Annotated in this window: 13 protein-coding genes; 2 read left to right on the forward strand and 11 right to left on the reverse strand. The window is 51.1% G+C overall.

The features are described 5' to 3' along the window. Nucleotide 1 precedes the first annotated feature (1 nt). From ACO0LF_RS17745 to modA, 6 genes are all read right to left on the reverse strand, one after another. Nucleotides 2-649, reverse strand: coding sequence for a nitrogen fixation protein NifQ (locus tag ACO0LF_RS17745; RefSeq protein ID WP_423016310.1), 648 nt, complete (start codon nt 647-649; stop codon nt 2-4). Continuing rightward, a complete protein-coding gene (locus tag ACO0LF_RS17750; protein ID WP_423016312.1) occupies nt 610-1,152 on the reverse strand; it encodes a molybdopterin-dependent oxidoreductase in 543 nt (180 codons plus the stop codon). Before ACO0LF_RS17750 ends, ACO0LF_RS17745 begins: the two co-directional genes overlap by 40 nt. A gap of 11 nt (nt 1,153-1,163) precedes the next feature. Then, nucleotides 1,164-3,143, reverse strand: a complete 1,980-nt coding sequence (locus tag ACO0LF_RS17755; protein ID WP_423016314.1) for a TonB-dependent receptor plug domain-containing protein — start codon at nt 3,141-3,143, stop codon at nt 1,164-1,166. A gap of 112 nt (nt 3,144-3,255) precedes the next feature. Further along, the gene (locus ACO0LF_RS17760; protein ID WP_423016316.1) at nt 3,256-3,954 is read right to left on the reverse strand and encodes an ABC transporter ATP-binding protein; all 699 of its coding nucleotides are present in this window, start codon (nt 3,952-3,954) and stop codon (nt 3,256-3,258) included. Between the two features lie 24 nt (nt 3,955-3,978). Next, a complete protein-coding gene (gene modB, locus ACO0LF_RS17765) occupies nt 3,979-4,653 on the reverse strand; it encodes a molybdate ABC transporter permease subunit (RefSeq protein WP_423016318.1) in 675 nt (224 codons plus the stop codon). Nucleotides 4,654-4,670: 17 nt separating this feature from the next. Further along, complete coding sequence (modA, locus tag ACO0LF_RS17770) at nt 4,671-5,429, reverse strand: molybdate ABC transporter substrate-binding protein (protein ID WP_423016320.1); 759 nt, start codon at nt 5,427-5,429, stop codon at nt 4,671-4,673. A 228-nt stretch (nt 5,430-5,657) separates the two neighbouring features. On the opposite strand from modA, the gene ACO0LF_RS17775 reads away from it, so the two are divergent. Continuing rightward, the gene (locus ACO0LF_RS17775; protein WP_423016322.1) at nt 5,658-6,545 is read left to right on the forward strand and encodes a hypothetical protein; all 888 of its coding nucleotides are present in this window, start codon (nt 5,658-5,660) and stop codon (nt 6,543-6,545) included. Next, a complete protein-coding gene (locus ACO0LF_RS17780) occupies nt 6,502-6,789 on the forward strand; it encodes a hypothetical protein (protein WP_423016324.1) in 288 nt (95 codons plus the stop codon). Before ACO0LF_RS17775 ends, ACO0LF_RS17780 begins: the two co-directional genes overlap by 44 nt. 90 nt (nt 6,790-6,879) lie before the next feature. Here the strand turns inward: ACO0LF_RS17780 and ACO0LF_RS17785 are convergent, their stop codons facing one another. From ACO0LF_RS17785 to grpE, 5 genes are all read right to left on the reverse strand, one after another. Next, nucleotides 6,880-7,482, reverse strand: a complete 603-nt coding sequence (locus tag ACO0LF_RS17785; protein WP_423016326.1) for a chalcone isomerase family protein — start codon at nt 7,480-7,482, stop codon at nt 6,880-6,882. Between the two features lie 70 nt (nt 7,483-7,552). Beyond that, nucleotides 7,553-10,531 (reverse strand): EAL domain-containing protein, encoded by a 2,979-nt coding sequence (locus tag ACO0LF_RS17790; protein ID WP_423016328.1) that lies wholly within the window; start codon nt 10,529-10,531, stop codon nt 7,553-7,555. Between the two features lie 234 nt (nt 10,532-10,765). Beyond that, a complete protein-coding gene (gene dnaJ, locus ACO0LF_RS17795; RefSeq protein WP_423016330.1) occupies nt 10,766-11,884 on the reverse strand; it encodes a molecular chaperone DnaJ in 1,119 nt (372 codons plus the stop codon). Nucleotides 11,885-12,037: 153 nt separating this feature from the next. Further along, on the reverse strand, nt 12,038-13,978 hold the full coding sequence (gene dnaK / locus ACO0LF_RS17800; protein WP_423016332.1) for a molecular chaperone DnaK: 1,941 nt from the start codon (nt 13,976-13,978) through the stop codon (nt 12,038-12,040). A 139-nt stretch (nt 13,979-14,117) separates the two neighbouring features. Beyond that, nucleotides 14,118-14,720 (reverse strand): nucleotide exchange factor GrpE, encoded by a 603-nt coding sequence (gene grpE / locus ACO0LF_RS17805; RefSeq protein ID WP_423016334.1) that lies wholly within the window; start codon nt 14,718-14,720, stop codon nt 14,118-14,120. Between the last annotated feature and the right edge of the window lie 222 nt (nt 14,721-14,942).

A 14,942-nucleotide genomic window follows, 5' to 3' on the forward strand; every position in this document is an offset into this window, starting at 1 on the left:
GCTATGTCGTAGTTACTGAATCTGGAAAGCATACATGGAAGTCGTCGCAATGCGTACATTTTGGTGGACGTAAATCGTATTTGCCTTGCCTGCGGCCAAGTTCGGCAAATAAAAAGCGCTTCCATTTAAGGTTTTGCGTGTTTGCCAGAAACAGCTCAGTGAAGTATTCACGCATCAGGGCCGAGACTGCCTCGCGGCCTGGCACTCCCAGATCTTGCCACAGGTGGCGGCTACCGAAACTGGCAGCGGCGATGGCGCTGGCCAGCCAGCTGGCGTGCTGTGTATTAACTGACACAGATTGATGATCCAGCAATAGCTGTTTCAATTGCATGAATTCGACAGGTGCGGCCTGTAAGAGCGCATGGTACTGATCATCTGATAAGTTCATTAATATCCGGGCATCTGCCATGCCAGGCTCGGGAAAGCCACTTGCCAGCATCACTCGTAATTCCTGTTGCGGCAGACCCAGGGTCCAGGCGAACAGCGGCAGTTCGCCTTCTTGTGCATGCCTGAGTACACCAGCAATCGCTATATGCAGATAAGCTGGTGCAAGCTCAGGCTCACTTTGCTTGCGGATGAAATGCAATTGCTGGCTTTCCATGACTGTTTTTAGTCGCTGATCTTCCTGACTTCCAGGGCCTTGAGCCATTTGACATGGCGCGGACCTGTGCGCAAATCCTTGCCGGAGATCATGGCGATGCGCCCTTCTTCATCCGGCAGAGCCTTGCCATCTTTTTCAAAGAAAACCAGTACGCCTTCACCAACTGCAGTGTTATAGATTTCACTCCATGAATAGACGACTGTATACCCATCGGTGGCAGTGGCGATGATGATGGTTTTTTTGACGTCATTGTGGTCGCGTGCAATGACGGTAGCTTTGTCTAGCAGGTCACGCAAACGCACGCCTTTAAAGATTTCCAGCTTGCCTGCATTCGCGCCATTTTGCCTGGTCAATGGCAATTCACTGATTTGCTGTACGGGGAATTTTTTCAAGTCTTCTACCGTCAGCGTCAATGGTTTTTCAACTGCACCGCTGATGCTCAGGGACTGGCTCACATATTGTGAGATATCACCTGGCTTGTCATGTGAAAACGCAGCGGGTGCGTGCAAGAGTATGAGGGCGAAGGCGGTGTTGCCCAGGATTTTTAACATGGCTGTTGTCCTTAAAAACGGTAATTCAGATTGGCAAACCACATACGGCCAGCATTGGGAAAACCATCTGCCAGGGCATAGTTCTTGTCTGTCAAATTAGTGACACCTGCTTCCAGGTTCAGGTTCTTCATGGGCTGATAAGCCAGCTTCAGATTCAGGGTAGTAAAGCCTGGCAATTCCAGGGTATTCGATACCCAGCGGCTGCTATTGTTTTCTACATAGGCGGTGATATCAACTTGCTCCAGCGGGTGCAGCGCGGCATGGGCTGTCAATTTGTGGCGCGGGATATCGGTCAGCCTGGTAGCAGGATTGCTGATATTTTTAAGATCAGTGAAAGTGTAATTGCCACCGAGCTCCAGCCATTGATAGACGCTGCTGCTGATGCCAGCTTCCAGGCCACTGATCCTGACCTTGCCCGCATTTTGCATTTGCGATTTAGTGCCGATGACATTCGCAACAGTCTGTATTTTATTGCTGACATCGCTATAGAAAATGGCGGCCTCAGCCTTGGCACCCTGCCATGGCTGGCCCTGGTAGCCAACTTCCATATTCAAGGCACGCTCAGGCTGCAAGTCAGGGTTTTCTATGAAGGTACCGAGGCGTTGTGAATAACGGTCCTTGAGTGTGGGCAGGCGGTTCTTTTGGGCAATACTGGCATACAGGCGTGCGCTATTGCTGAGTGTGTAGAACAAGCCTGCCTGTGCATCTGTCGCCGACTGTGTGCGTGGCAGAGAATAAGGGTTGCCAAGGCTGAAGACGCTGTCCGGCCTTAACTCATGCCTGCCCAGGCCCAGTGACAGCAGCAGGCCCTGGCTCAGTTGTATATTGTCTTCTGCCGCGATGGATATGAGCACGTCTTTAAAACGGGTGTTCAAAGTGCCGACACTATCCAGCTCTTTATGCTCATCTGCCTTGTAATGCCCTATCAGGCGCAGGGTATGCGCTGAGAAACGCATGGATTCCAGCGTCAGCGATGCGCCATTGGTGTGGTCGTCATAAATACTGCGGCCTGTACTGACACTGCCCGAACCTGAAGTCTTGAGCAAGGTATAGCTGTCGTTGGTATAGGTATCGACTTCATTGCCATAACTATCGTGGTAAAGCCTGAGCTTGATGCTTTCATGCTCACCCAGCGTAGTATTCGAGATGAAATACAGGCTCTCTTTATCCCAGTAAGGCCATTTCCAGTAGCGTGCTGCCGCTGGCACTGTAGATGGTGGCTGGCCTCTTTCACCATTTTGTTTGTAATAGCTGATGGCGTATTCATCGCCAGCATTGGGTGTCAGACCCAGCTTGAAAGAGAACTTGCTGTCCTTGCGGTAGGCATTATTGCGCGAGCCGCCGTTCTCGCTGCTGTTAGGGATAAAGTCAGCGGATAGCGGGAAAGTATCACTCTGCAGATGAGACAAAGCGGTTTGCCAATACCAGATGCCCTGCTTGCCACCAAGATTGACTGCTGCCTGCCTCTCGTTGCCGCTGGCAAAGCCGACAGTTGCATCACCTTCCAATGCTGCTTTGGGTTTGCGCGAGATCAGGTTGATCGCCCCGCCCAGGGTATTGGGGCCATACGCCATAGAAGAAAAGCCCTTGGCCAGTTGTATCGCTGCCAGGTCTGCTGTCGTGAGGCGGTTGAAGTCCACATAGCCATCATAGGGCACATAGACCGGGATACCATCGATGAACAAGGGTACCTGGCGGCTATCAAAACCACGCACAGCGATGGTTTTTTCATTGCGTGCATTAGTGGAAAGACTGACGCCTGACAGCAGGTTGAGGGCATCGCCCACATTATTGCGGTTGTATTGCTGCAGGTCTTTGGCGGTGAGGATAGAGGAAACCTGGTCACCCGCCTCGCCCACCTCAGTCTGCGGCAGACGCTTGACAGTCAGCAAGATAGTACCAAGTTCAAAAACAGGTGTTTTGTCTTCTGCGGCCAGAGCAGACTGGCTATGCAGAACCAGCAAGGCAGACGCTACGCTTGCTACGATCATACTGGGCTTCATAGTGAGGAATTTAGTTTTAATAAAACCTGACAACATGGCTACTCTCAAAAACGTTATAGCAACTTGTATATAACGGTGGTTAAAAAAATATCTGGAAAACTTAAGCGGCGCTGGAGAGACCAGCTACAGCCTGACTGGCTTGCAATTTCCCATCCTGTAAATTCAATACCTGCTCACCAAACACCTGGGCATCTTCTGCGTCGTGAGTGATGAGTATCATGGGAATATTCAATTGCCTTTGCAGGCTGTCGAGTTCCCTGCGCATGCTGATACGCAGGGGCTGATCGAGTGCCGCAAAGGGTTCGTCGAGCAAGAGCGCACGCGGCTCGGCAATCAGGGCACGCGCCAGAGCGGTTCGCTGTTTTTGCCCGCCCGATAATTCATGCGGCATTTGCCTGGCCAGGGCTTTGATGTGCAGGGCTTCGAGCCAGTAGTCGACTTTCTCATCCTGCACCTTGGCTGAAGGATTGCGCCAGCCATGGCTGAGACCAAAGGCAATGTTTTGCGCCACGTTCAGATGCGGGAACAGGGCATAGTCCTGGAACAGATAAGCCAGTTGCCGCCGCTGTGGCGGCAGGTTGATGCGGGCTGTGTGATCGAACAGGGTGTTGCCAGCGACATGGATGTAACCAGTATCTGGCGTCATCAAACCGGCAATGGCTTTGAGCACCAGGCTCTTGCCAGCGCCAGATGGGCCGAGTATGACGAGGCGCTGGCTATCGCTGCGAACCACGACATCAAGCTTGAAACTGCGCTGACCGGATCGCAGTGTCTTGTGTATGTGCAGGTCAAATTGCATGGTATCTACTCATATTCAAAGGCGTCACATGCGGTTGGCGATGCGGCCAGGTGCCAGCTTGCCTGCCAGTAGCAAGACCGCAATACAGACAGCCGAGGTCAGCAAAACCAAGGTATTGGCGACATCATCCTGCCCGGCCTGCACTGCTTCATAGACGGCGATCGATAAAGTCTGGGTCTTGCCGGGTATGCTGCCCGCCACCATCAGTGTGGCACCAAACTCGCCGAGGGCGCGGGCGAAGGCCAGCAAGACGCCAGCCAAAATGCCGCGCCATGCCAGCGGCAAAGTCACGCGAAAAAAAACCGCCATTTCAGAAACACCCAAAACCCTGGCCGCCTGTTCCAGTTGCCCATCGACCGCCTCAAAAGCCGCCCGTGCTGGTTTGAATACCAGCGGGAAGGCGACAATGGCTGCCGCAATGACCGCCCCCTGCCAGGTAAAAATAAAACTGAAGCCAAAATGATCCTGCAGCCACGCGCCGAGTGCGCTACGCCGCCCCAGCAAGACCAGCAGGTAGTAACCAAGTACTGTGGGCGGCATGACCATGGGCAGGGTCAACAGCGTATCAAGCAAGTCACGACCAGGAAAGCGCTTGCGTGCCAGCAAATAGCCCACACCTATGCCAAAAATCAGATTCAGCAGCGTGGCCCAGCCCGCGACTTTCAGTGACAATAGCAAGGCTGTCCATGCTGGATTCATCAATCACCCTTAAGGTTTTACGGTTTCTGGAAACCGTATTTTGTCAGGATAGCCTGGCTTTGCGGCATGAACAAAAAGGCGATAAAGCGTTTGGCTTCTTCAGCATTGGTGCTGATCTTGATCTTGGCGACGGGGTAAGTGATGGGGATATCCAGCGGCACTTCCATGGTGACCTTGACCTTGTCTTTCATGATGGCAGCATCGGTCGCATACACAAAGCCGCTCTCGACTTCGCCACGGGCCACATAGTCCAGCGACTGGCGCACATTCTGGGTATAGATGGCCTTGGCTTCCAGCGCGGACCAGAGCTTTGCTGCCGTCAAAGCATGCTGGGTATAACGCCCGACTGGCACGCTGGCCGGGTTGCCGATGGCGATGCGCTTGACGCCCACCTGGTTCAAATCGTCCAGACGCTTGATGGACAAGATACTGTCTACAGGGGCAATCAGCACCAGGGTGTTTTTAACAAAATCACGGCGGTCTGCAGCGACAACCAAACCCTGTTTCTGCGCCTCGTCCATGCTCTCCTGGTCAGCAGAAGCAAATACATCGACCGGTGCACCTTTGGCAATTTGCTGCAGCAGTGCGCCAGAAGCGCCGAAATTCAGGGATACCTTGGCTTCAGGATATCGCGACTGATAATTTTGCGCGATTTCCTTGAAGGCATTAGTCAGGCTGGCAGCGGCAGAGACAGTGACTTCTGCGGCAAGGCTGTTAGCAGAAATTGCACAGAAAGCAATACTGGCAAGTAATTTGCTCAAGGTCTTGATTTGCATGAGATATCCAGAGGAAATGTAGAACAAGAAGCGTAATATACACTTATATATAGCGATAGCGAAATAAGCGATTTTGAATACTCGATATACCTCATTCAAATAGCATTCCCTGCACTGTTTGCTGCCTAAATATAAGATAGCTGGCAGCACAGAAGTCTGATAAATTTTCAGCCCTGGTCATACGATAAAATTTCCCTTCCCATCTTGCACAAATCTGACTGAATGAGTATGCATAAAAACACCTTCCTGATTCCATCTTTCCTGCTCAGTGTCTTACTGGGTTTGAGCGCCTGTGCCCAAGCAGCTCCAGGTGCTGCCGGTTTGACGATTAGCAGCATTAAACTCAAGGTCAGGGATGAAGAAGAGCGCATGCGCAGGCAGGATAAATTAGTGATGCCTTACCTGCAAATGGAGAAGCAGGAGATAGCCAGGCTCATCAATGAGCGCATCTACCTGGGAACACTGGAATCTCTGCCGCCACGTAACTATGTGCAGGAATGGCGTGAAACCGATATGGATACCGCAAGTATCGCGAGCATGGACTACAAACTCGAATACCAAAGTGAGCGCCTGCTATCAATGAGTATAGCCATGGATGGCTGCGGCGCTTACTGCGAGCTAAATCATCTTTACTTTAATTTTGACTTGCAGACTGGCCGCCACCTTGAGCTGTACGATGTATTGCAAGCGAGTGCGAAAAAATACCTCGCACAGCAAATCAAGGTGGAACAAACCAGGCATTACCGCCAGCAATTGGCCACCCTGAATGCGCAGTTGAAAAAAGCACAGAAGAATAAAACCAGGAAGGCAGAACTTGAAGATATTGAAAGCCGTATCAGCCTCAATGAAGATTGCCTGAGCCAGGTGAAGACAGATGAACATCCCTTGCAGCGCTCAGTCAGTTTCTTGCAGGACAAACTCATCGTTTTCCTGGGCAGATGTAGCAATCATGCGATGCGTGCACTGGATGACGTAGGCGATATTGCCGTCAATGTCAGCTTTGAGAATTTGCGCCCCTATATGAATGCATATGGACGCGCCTTATTGCTCAATGAGGGAGTAGCAAAGGCCGATGGCTGGCAGGGGCAGGTCTTGCACGGCAAGCCTGGGGAATAATCCCATCACCATGCTGATACAGTACAGCGATGACAAGCACTACACTGCCGTCTATTTTTACGACAAGCACCGCAAAGCAATACCGCTCAGCGGCGACTTGAAAAACAATCAGCTGGAATTCACTGAAACCAACCCCGATCCTGAAGGCAAGAATTACAAGATGGAATTAAAGCTCAAGGATGGTGTTTTATCTGGAGTGTGGATAGGCAAGAAAAACTATCCCGTACAGTTGCAATTGCCCTGATAGCGCTGGTGAAACTCGGTGCGGGTACAGCCTATGGGTGGCGGTTTAGGACAGGCTGTTGTGCTACCCTGACCGCCACTTTTTGCGCGATCAACGACCGCGGGTATCTTCCTCAGCCAGCATGGCTTTTTTGAGGCTGCGGTCTACCGGGTATTCACCCAGCCAGATGCGCAGCAGGGCATTGTAGAAGGCGATGTCTGGATAAGGTTCGCCCATCTTTTTGCCATTCAGTGCCACTACCGTGCCGACACCAGGTACCCAGTCATTGGTCATGACATCGCCCTTTTTGAGTTCAGGCACGGAGGCAAACAATTCACCGAAGCGGATGAATTGCATCGTCATTTTGGACTTTTCTGCCTTGTCGGTGTTTTGCTGAATACCGGACATGAAGCCACGTCCGAATTCTTCATTGCTCAGGTCACGCAGCATGACGATGGTCACGCGGCGTGGGCCAGCGGATGCCAAGACATCCGGCACCGTGGTTTTTTTCTCTTTCAGGTACAAGCCTGCGGCATAGACTTTGAAAATAGCCTTGTAGCGTATGCCAGCACCATTGAGTTTCAGCTCAGTGCCTGCAAGTTGTATGCTTTCATCGAATTTAATACCAGCTACTTCTGTGGCACCGGCTTGCACACTGACGCACAAGGCCAGCGCCATTGCTGCCAAACGTCTTACGGTTGTATTCAATTGCATTTGTCTCCCCTTTTATTTTAATACCACTTGTGAACTACTCGCCTCGCTTTGGGTTACGAAGGCCGCAGCACTAGCTTACCTGAATTTCAGACTTGGGGCTGTCGGCTTTTTCAGTTGCCTGTCTGTGCGAGATAAAATGATCAAATTCCTCTATGGGAATGGGTTTGCAGAACAGGTAACCCTGATAAGCCTGGCAACCGGCTTGCAATAAAAAATCACGTTGCTGTTCGGTTTCCACACCCTCGGCGATGACGTTCAAATCCAGGCTGGCACCCAGGCTGATGATGGTACGCACGATGTTCGCATTATTCACATCATCCGGCAGATTATGGACAAAGCTGCGGTCTATCTTGAGCTGGGTCAGGGGCAGGCGCTGCAGGTAGGACAGGGAAGAATAACCAGTGCCAAAATCATCCATGGAAAAACCAACACCCAGTTTTTTGATGGCATGCATTTTTTCTATGACGATGGTGACCTCTTCCAGCACTACGCTTTCTGTTAATTCCAGTTTCAGCAAGACCGGGTTGGCACCTGTCTCATGCAAGATGCGTGTCACATCGTCGACAAAACCAGGGTGACGGAATTGGCGGGCGCTGACATTGACGGCCAGTTGCATGCCCGATTTAACAGGGTCACTGGCCCAGACGGCGATTTGCTTGCAGGCGGTTTCCAGTACCCACAAGCCTATGGGCAATATCAGGCCGGTTTCTTCTGCCAGGGGGATGAAATCCAGTGGCGACACCAGGCCACGGCCAGGATGCCGCCAGCGCAGCAAGACTTCTGCCCCTATCGGGTCACCCAAGGCGCTGACTTGTAATTGATAATGCAAAACAAACTGATCATGCATGAGGGCATGCCGCAAATCCGTTTCCATGGCGGTACGAAATTCCAGCGCTGCCTGCATGCTGGGGTCAAAGAAGCGTACGTTATTTTTGCCCATGGCCTTGGCCTGGTACATCGCCATGTCAGCGCGGCGCAATAACTCGTCTATGCCTACGGCTTCCATACCAAACATGGTGATGCCTATGCTGCCTGAGCTTTCGTAATCGATATGGCCGAGATTGATGGTCTGGCTCAGGGCCAGGCGGATTTTTTCAGCAACATGTTCGGCCAGGCTGGCGGCATGTTGCAAGTCTTCATGCACGCCTTCCAGCAAGACCACGAATTCATCACCGCCGGTGCGGGACACTGTATCGTCAGAACGCACACAGGCCTGAATGTGTTTGCCTATCTGGGTCAGCAGCATGTCACCCATATTATGACCCTGGGTATCATTCAGGGTCTTGAAGTTGTCCAGGTCTATCATGAGGATGGCACCATAGCGCTGATGCCTGCGGCTCATGGAAAGCGCCCTGGCCAGCCTGTCCAGCAAGAGACGACGGTTGGGCAAACCTGTCAAAGGATCGAAGAAAGCCAGTTGATGGATTTTCTCTTCAGACACCTTGTGCTCAGTAATATCATTGAAGGAGCCGACATAATTGGTGACGCTGCCATCTTTGCCCAGCACTGCCGAAATCACCAGTCTTTCCGAATAAATTTCACCATTCTTGCGGCGGTTCCATAGCTCACCCTGCCAGCGGTGGTGACGGCTGATCTCTTCCCACATCTGGGTATAAAACACTTCGTCATGTCTGCCAGACTCCAACAGACGCATGCTCTGGCCTAAGGCTTCGCTGGCTTCATAGCCGGTAATACGCGTAAACGCTTTATTGACGCGCAAGATCTGCAAACTGGCATCGGTGATGAGTATGCCTTCTTCGGTCTCAAAAGCCATGGCGGCAATTTCCAGCTCTTTGTCTGCCAGCTTCTTGTCGGTGATGTCGCGCAACAGAGCGACATATTGTTGCAAATCACCCTGCTGGTCATACACGGGCGTCAGTAATAACTCCAGCCAGATTTGCTGCCCTGCTTCACCCTGGCGACTGTATTCCAGTGTCAGTGGCTTTCTTTCTGCTGCATCTTGTGTCAGCAGGTCTGCCACCACGGGCGCGAACAAATCACCCAGTTTCTTTTCATGCAGGGCTTCCTGGCTATAGCCACTCAAGTGGCAGGCGGCCTGGTTGACGTAATTGATATGTCCATCAACGGCAGCCAGCATCACGCCTTGTGAAGTGGCGCTCAGGGCTTCATTGCGCAGACGCAGCAGGGCCTCGCTTTCGCGCAGGTTCTGGGCATTCAATTCGCGCTGTCTTTGCCTGATGATGGATTGATAACTGAGCATCCAGACCATGAGGCAAACGACGATGCCAAAGACTTCAATGAATCTTGACAGCCTGGTCATGCCTTGCCAGCCCTCCTGTGGAGAGGCCGCAAGTTCCCAGCTGCCACCAGGCAAGATGATGCTCTGAGTTACAGCATCCCCCTCAAACAAGCTGGCATCCCCCAGAAAAACTTCACCTTTACTGCCTTTGGCATCGCGCCCACGTATGGCCAGTTTGATTTCCTTTTGCATTTGGGTGACGCCAGCCTGCTCCAGCAGTGCCTCATAATTCACCACCATGGCGATGGAGCCGAGGAATTCATCCCGGCTTTCATGCTGATACACGGGAATGCGCACGACCAGCCCGATACCGCCCTGTACCAGGGTCAGTGGTCCGGCAATTTGTATATTGTGCTCTTCCATCATGCGCTGATAGACCGGCCATTGCTGGGGCAACTGGCGATAATCAGCACCGAGGATTTTTTCATTGCCCTGATAGGGGTAGACATAATTGACTATGGTCCCCTTGACCAGTACCAGGTTGCGGATACTGGGATTGGCATTGGCCACTTCTGCCGCCAGGACCTTGAATTCCTGTTCGGATAAATCCTGTTTGGTGGCAAAGGTGACAGCCAGCACCCGCGCAGCTGAAATATTCGAGGTCAGGCCCGTGCCCAGCTTGGTGCGCAATACCACCAGTTTTTCTATGATGTCGACTTTTTGCTTTTGTATGGCCAGCGCGCGTTCATTATTATCAACAGCCCAAAAACCCAGGAACACAAGCAATGCCGCTCCCAGTGCAAATAGCCTGGGATATCTGGCGGACATGCCTATGTATGATTTATCCATTAAGCCTTACGCGTCCTAAAAACGGCTGCCAATTTGTTGCTTGCTGATTACCCCGACCCTGGCTGATACAGCAATCTGAATGCTGCATAATAGTAGCAGAATGCTACCATTGTGGTTCATGGAATTCTTCACATGCAACATAACAGGTATATTCTATCCCCACCAGCAACAAAAAAGCCTGCCGTCATAGACAGGCAGGCTTTGATGCGGATTTAATACAACTACTAGACGGATTTATTCAAAGAATTTCTTGACCTTGTCCATCCAGGTTTTGCTTTGAGGGTTATGCTTGGGGCCACCTTCTACCGTCAGCTTTTCAAAATCGCGCAAGAGTTCTTTTTGCTTTTCTGTCAGCTTCACAGGTGTTTCGATAACAACGTGACAGAACAAGTCACCAGCGTAACCAGAACGCACACCCTTCACACCCTTGCTGCGCAGGCGGAAAGTCTTGCCTGACTGCGTACCTTCAGGCACGGTGAAAGAAGCCTTGCCACTCAGGGTAGGTACTTCTATATCGCCACCCAATGCTGCCTTGACAAAGGAAATCGGGATTTCGCAATGCAGATCATCGCCATCGCGCTGGAATACCGGATGCTGCTTGATGTGGATTTCCACATACAAGTCACCCGGCGGGCCACCATTGACGCCTGGCTCACCGTTACCAGATGAACGTATGCGCATACCGTCGTCGATACCGGCAGGGATTTTAACTTCCAGTGTCTTGTTACGCTTGATACGACCAACGCCTGAGCAAGCAGGGCATGGGTCAGGAATCATCTTGCCTGTGCCATGGCACTTGGGACAAGTCTGCTGTATGCTGAACAAGCCTTGCTGCATGCGCACCTGGCCATGGCCAGCGCACGTGGTACAGGTGACTGGTGAAGTGCCTGGTTTGGCACCGGAGCCATGACAGGTATCGCAAGAATCCCAGCTAGGTACGCGGATGGTGGTATCGAAACCATTGGCAGCCTGTTCCAGCGAGATTTCCAGGTTATAGCGCAAGTCGGCACCGCGATACACTTGCGGGCCTGCGTTGCGACGGCCACCGCCAAAAATATCACCGAAAATATCACCGAAGGCATCAGCAAAGCCACCTGCGCCACCGCCACCGCCGCCACCCATATTCGGGTCGACACCGGCGTGACCATAACGATCATAGGCATCGCGCTTCTGGCTGTCGGAAAGCATTTCGTAAGCCTCTTTGGCTTCCTTGAATTTTTCTTCCGCGACCTTGTTATCCGGATTGCGGTCCGGATGGTACTTCATCGCCATTTTGCGATAAGCCTTTTTGATTTCGTCTTCGGTGGCGTTTTTGCCTAACCCAAGAATCTCGTAAAAATCACGCTTCGCCATCTCTTGTTAACCTCAGTATTATCGAACATCAGTTTGAACTTCAGCCTCAAATGAGCCTGATCTTTAGTCTCAAACTTAAGCACAAACGCCGGGCCGGCACCGCAAAGCGAGCCACCCGGCGCGTCATGACGGGCAAGCCCGTCAGTCTAGGGATTACTTGCCGTCTTTGACTTCTTTGAAGTCAGCGTCAACAACGTCGTCATCTTTAGGTTTGGCTTCTGCACCAGCCGCACTTGCACCGCCAGCCGCACCTGCTGCTGCCTGTTGTGCCTGCATGTCAGCGTAGACTTTTTCACCCAGCTTTTGTGATGCTGTGGACAATGCGCCCAGCTTGGTGTCGATCTCAGCCTTGTCACCGGATTTCAATACATCTTCCAGTTCCTTGATGGCGGCTTCGATTTTCTCTTTTTCGCCAGCTTCCAGCTTGTCGCCATGCTCGGCCAGCGCTTTTTTGGTGGAGTGCACCAAAGCGTCGCCCTGATTGCGGGACTCAGCCAATTCCTTGACCTTTTTGTCTTCCTCCGCGTTCAGCTCAGCGTCTTTCACCATTTTCTGGATTTCATCTTCCGTCAAACCAGAGTTGGCCTTGATGGTGATCTTGTTTTCTTTACCTGTGGCTTTGTCTTTCGCACCTACGTGCAAAATACCATTGGCATCGATATCAAAAGTCACTTCAATCTGTGGCGTGCCACGGGCTGATGGTGGAATACCTTCCAGGTTGAATTCGCCCAGGCCTTTATTGCCAGCAGCGATTTCACGTTCACCCTGGTAGACCTTGATCGTTACTGCAGGCTGGTTGTCGTCTGCAGTAGAGAACACCTGGCTGAACTTGGTCGGAATAGTCGTATTTTTCTGGATCATTTTGGTCATGACGCCGCCCAGGGTTTCGATACCCAGGGACAAAGGTGTCACGTCCAGCAACAACAGATCTTTACGGTCACCAGACAAAACGGAACCTTGAATCGCTGCACCAACGGCAACGGCTTCATCCGGGTTCACGTCTTTACGTGGTTCCTTGCCGAAGAACTCTTTAACGATGTCCTGTACCTTAGGCATACGTGTCATACCACCGACCAGAATGATGTCGTCGATGTCTGTCGTTTTTACGCCTGCATCCTTGATCGCCATGCGGCAAGGATCGATGGTTTTCTGGATCAGTTCTTCAACCAGGGCTTCCAGTTTGGCACGTGTGATTTTCAAGTTCAAATGCACAGGTGCGCCATTGGCCATGGCGATGTAAGGCTCGTTGATTTCTGTTTGTTGCGCGCTCGACAATTCTATCTTTGCACGTTCGGCAGATGCCTTGATACGTTGCAAAGCGATAGGGTCTTTGGACAGGTCCAGACCATTGATCTTTTTGAATTCGTCGATGATGTAATCAATGATGCGTTGATCGAAATCTTCACCACCGAGGAAAGTATCGCCGTTTGTGGACAATACTTCGAATTGCATTTCGCCATCTACGTCAGCGATTTCAATGATGGAGACGTCGAAAGTACCGCCGCCCAGATCATACACAGCAATCTTGCGATCGCCTTTTTCTTTTTTGTCCAGACCAAAGGCCAGCGCAGCAGCAGTAGGCTCATTGATGATACGTTTGACATCCAGACCGGCGATACGGCCAGCATCTTTGGTTGCCTGACGTTGTGCATCATTAAAGTAAGCAGGAACAGTGATAACTGCTTCTGTCACTTCTTCACCGAGGTAGTCCTCAGCGGTTTTTTTCATTTTGCGCAAAACTTCTGCAGAAATTTGCGGCGGAGCCAGTTTTTTATCGCGCACGGACACCCATGCGTCGCCATTGTCAGCTTTGGAAATGGAGTAAGGCATCAGACCGATGTCTTTTTGCACTTCTTTTTCTTCGAACTTACGACCGATCAAGCGTTTTACCGCGAACAGTGTGTTCTTAGGATTTGTAACAGCCTGGCGTTTGGCGGATGCGCCAACCAGGATTTCGCCGTCTTCTTGATAAGCAATAATGGAAGGCGTAGTACGTGCACCTTCTGCATTTTCTATGACTTTTGGCTGACCGCCTTCCATGATAGCAACGCAAGAATTGGTTGTACCCAAATCAATACCAATCATTTTTCCCATGATAATTCCCTCAGAATGTATATTTTTTTGTCAATGTTGGTGAGTCAGTGCACTTTTTGCTGCAACTAACTCGTCTGTTTCGGATATATGGTAAAAAACACGCTTTTCAAGCACTTTTTGCGTGTTTTTTACGCTTTTCTTACTTTCCTTGCGCTACTGTCACTAAAGCCGGACGCAGCAAACGGTCGGCAATGGTATAACCTTTTTGCAATACCGTCACGACGGTATTGGCATCTTGCTCAGCAGGCACCATGGAGATAGCCTGGTGCTTCATGGGGTCCAGCTTGTCACCCTGAGCAGGGCTGATTTCATTCAGGCGATTTTTTTCAAATGCAGCGCTGAGTTGCTTCAAAGTCATTTCCACGCCTTCTTTCAGCGCTTCTATGGATGGTGTATCTATCTTCAACGCCATTTCCAGGCTATCTTTGACTGGCACCATGGCTTCGGCGAAGCCTTCAATCGCAAATTTATGTGCCTTGCTGATATCATCCTGAGCACGGCGACGGATGTTTTCACCCTCGGCCTTGGCGCGCATGAAAGAATCTTGCAACTCTTGCACTTTGGCTTCAAGCTTGGCAATCACTTGCTCGGCAGTATCTTGTGCAGGTGCTGCGGCCTGGGCAGCATCCGGCGCAGAAGTCTGCACTGTTTCACCTAAAACTACGCCATCCAGTTGAACTTCCGGCGTGGCGGCGTCTTGTATTTCTACCTTTTCCGCTTGCTGGTTTTCTTGCTCTTGCATACTTACTCTCCCGATCAAAAACGTACATTGCCCCTGCAATTGGGGATATACCCATGCGATTTCAAGGCTTTAGCCGAAAATTTCCTGATTTCCCTGTTTTTAAGGAAAAACAAGGGAAAAATTGTACATGCCTTATACAAATAAACACATCTGGTAACAAAACTAGAACAATTCATTACTGGACCTGGGGAAAGTACATCCTAAAATGATGACTAGGAAGCT

The sequence above is a fragment of the Undibacterium sp. Di27W genome, assembly GCF_049340345.1.
GTDB lineage: Bacteria > Pseudomonadota > Gammaproteobacteria > Burkholderiales > Burkholderiaceae_D > Undibacterium.

Bases quoted from the DNA above. Each gene is read 5' to 3' on its own strand.
- ACO0LF_RS17745 (WP_423016310.1), bottom strand. From the start codon at position 649: ATGGCTCAAGGCCCTGGAAGTCAGGAAGATCAGCGACTAAAAACAGTC.
- ACO0LF_RS17750 (WP_423016312.1), bottom strand. From the start codon at position 1,152: ATGTTAAAAATCCTGGGCAACACCGCCTTCGCCCTCATACTCTTGCAC.
- ACO0LF_RS17755 (WP_423016314.1), bottom strand. From the start codon at position 3,143: ATGATCGTAGCAAGCGTAGCGTCTGCCTTGCTGGTTCTGCATAGCCAG.
- ACO0LF_RS17760 (WP_423016316.1), bottom strand. From the start codon at position 3,954: ATGCAATTTGACCTGCACATACACAAGACACTGCGATCCGGTCAGCGC.
- modB (WP_423016318.1), bottom strand. From the start codon at position 4,653: ATGAATCCAGCATGGACAGCCTTGCTATTGTCACTGAAAGTCGCGGGC.
- modA (WP_423016320.1), bottom strand. From the start codon at position 5,429: ATGCAAATCAAGACCTTGAGCAAATTACTTGCCAGTATTGCTTTCTGT.
- ACO0LF_RS17775 (WP_423016322.1), top strand. From the start codon at position 5,658: ATGCATAAAAACACCTTCCTGATTCCATCTTTCCTGCTCAGTGTCTTA.
- ACO0LF_RS17780 (WP_423016324.1), top strand. From the start codon at position 6,502: ATGGCTGGCAGGGGCAGGTCTTGCACGGCAAGCCTGGGGAATAATCCC.
- ACO0LF_RS17785 (WP_423016326.1), bottom strand. From the start codon at position 7,482: ATGCAATTGAATACAACCGTAAGACGTTTGGCAGCAATGGCGCTGGCC.
- ACO0LF_RS17790 (WP_423016328.1), bottom strand. From the start codon at position 10,531: ATGGATAAATCATACATAGGCATGTCCGCCAGATATCCCAGGCTATTT.
- dnaJ (WP_423016330.1), bottom strand. From the start codon at position 11,884: ATGGCGAAGCGTGATTTTTACGAGATTCTTGGGTTAGGCAAAAACGCC.
- dnaK (WP_423016332.1), bottom strand. From the start codon at position 13,978: ATGGGAAAAATGATTGGTATTGATTTGGGTACAACCAATTCTTGCGTT.
- grpE (WP_423016334.1), bottom strand. From the start codon at position 14,720: ATGCAAGAGCAAGAAAACCAGCAAGCGGAAAAGGTAGAAATACAAGAC.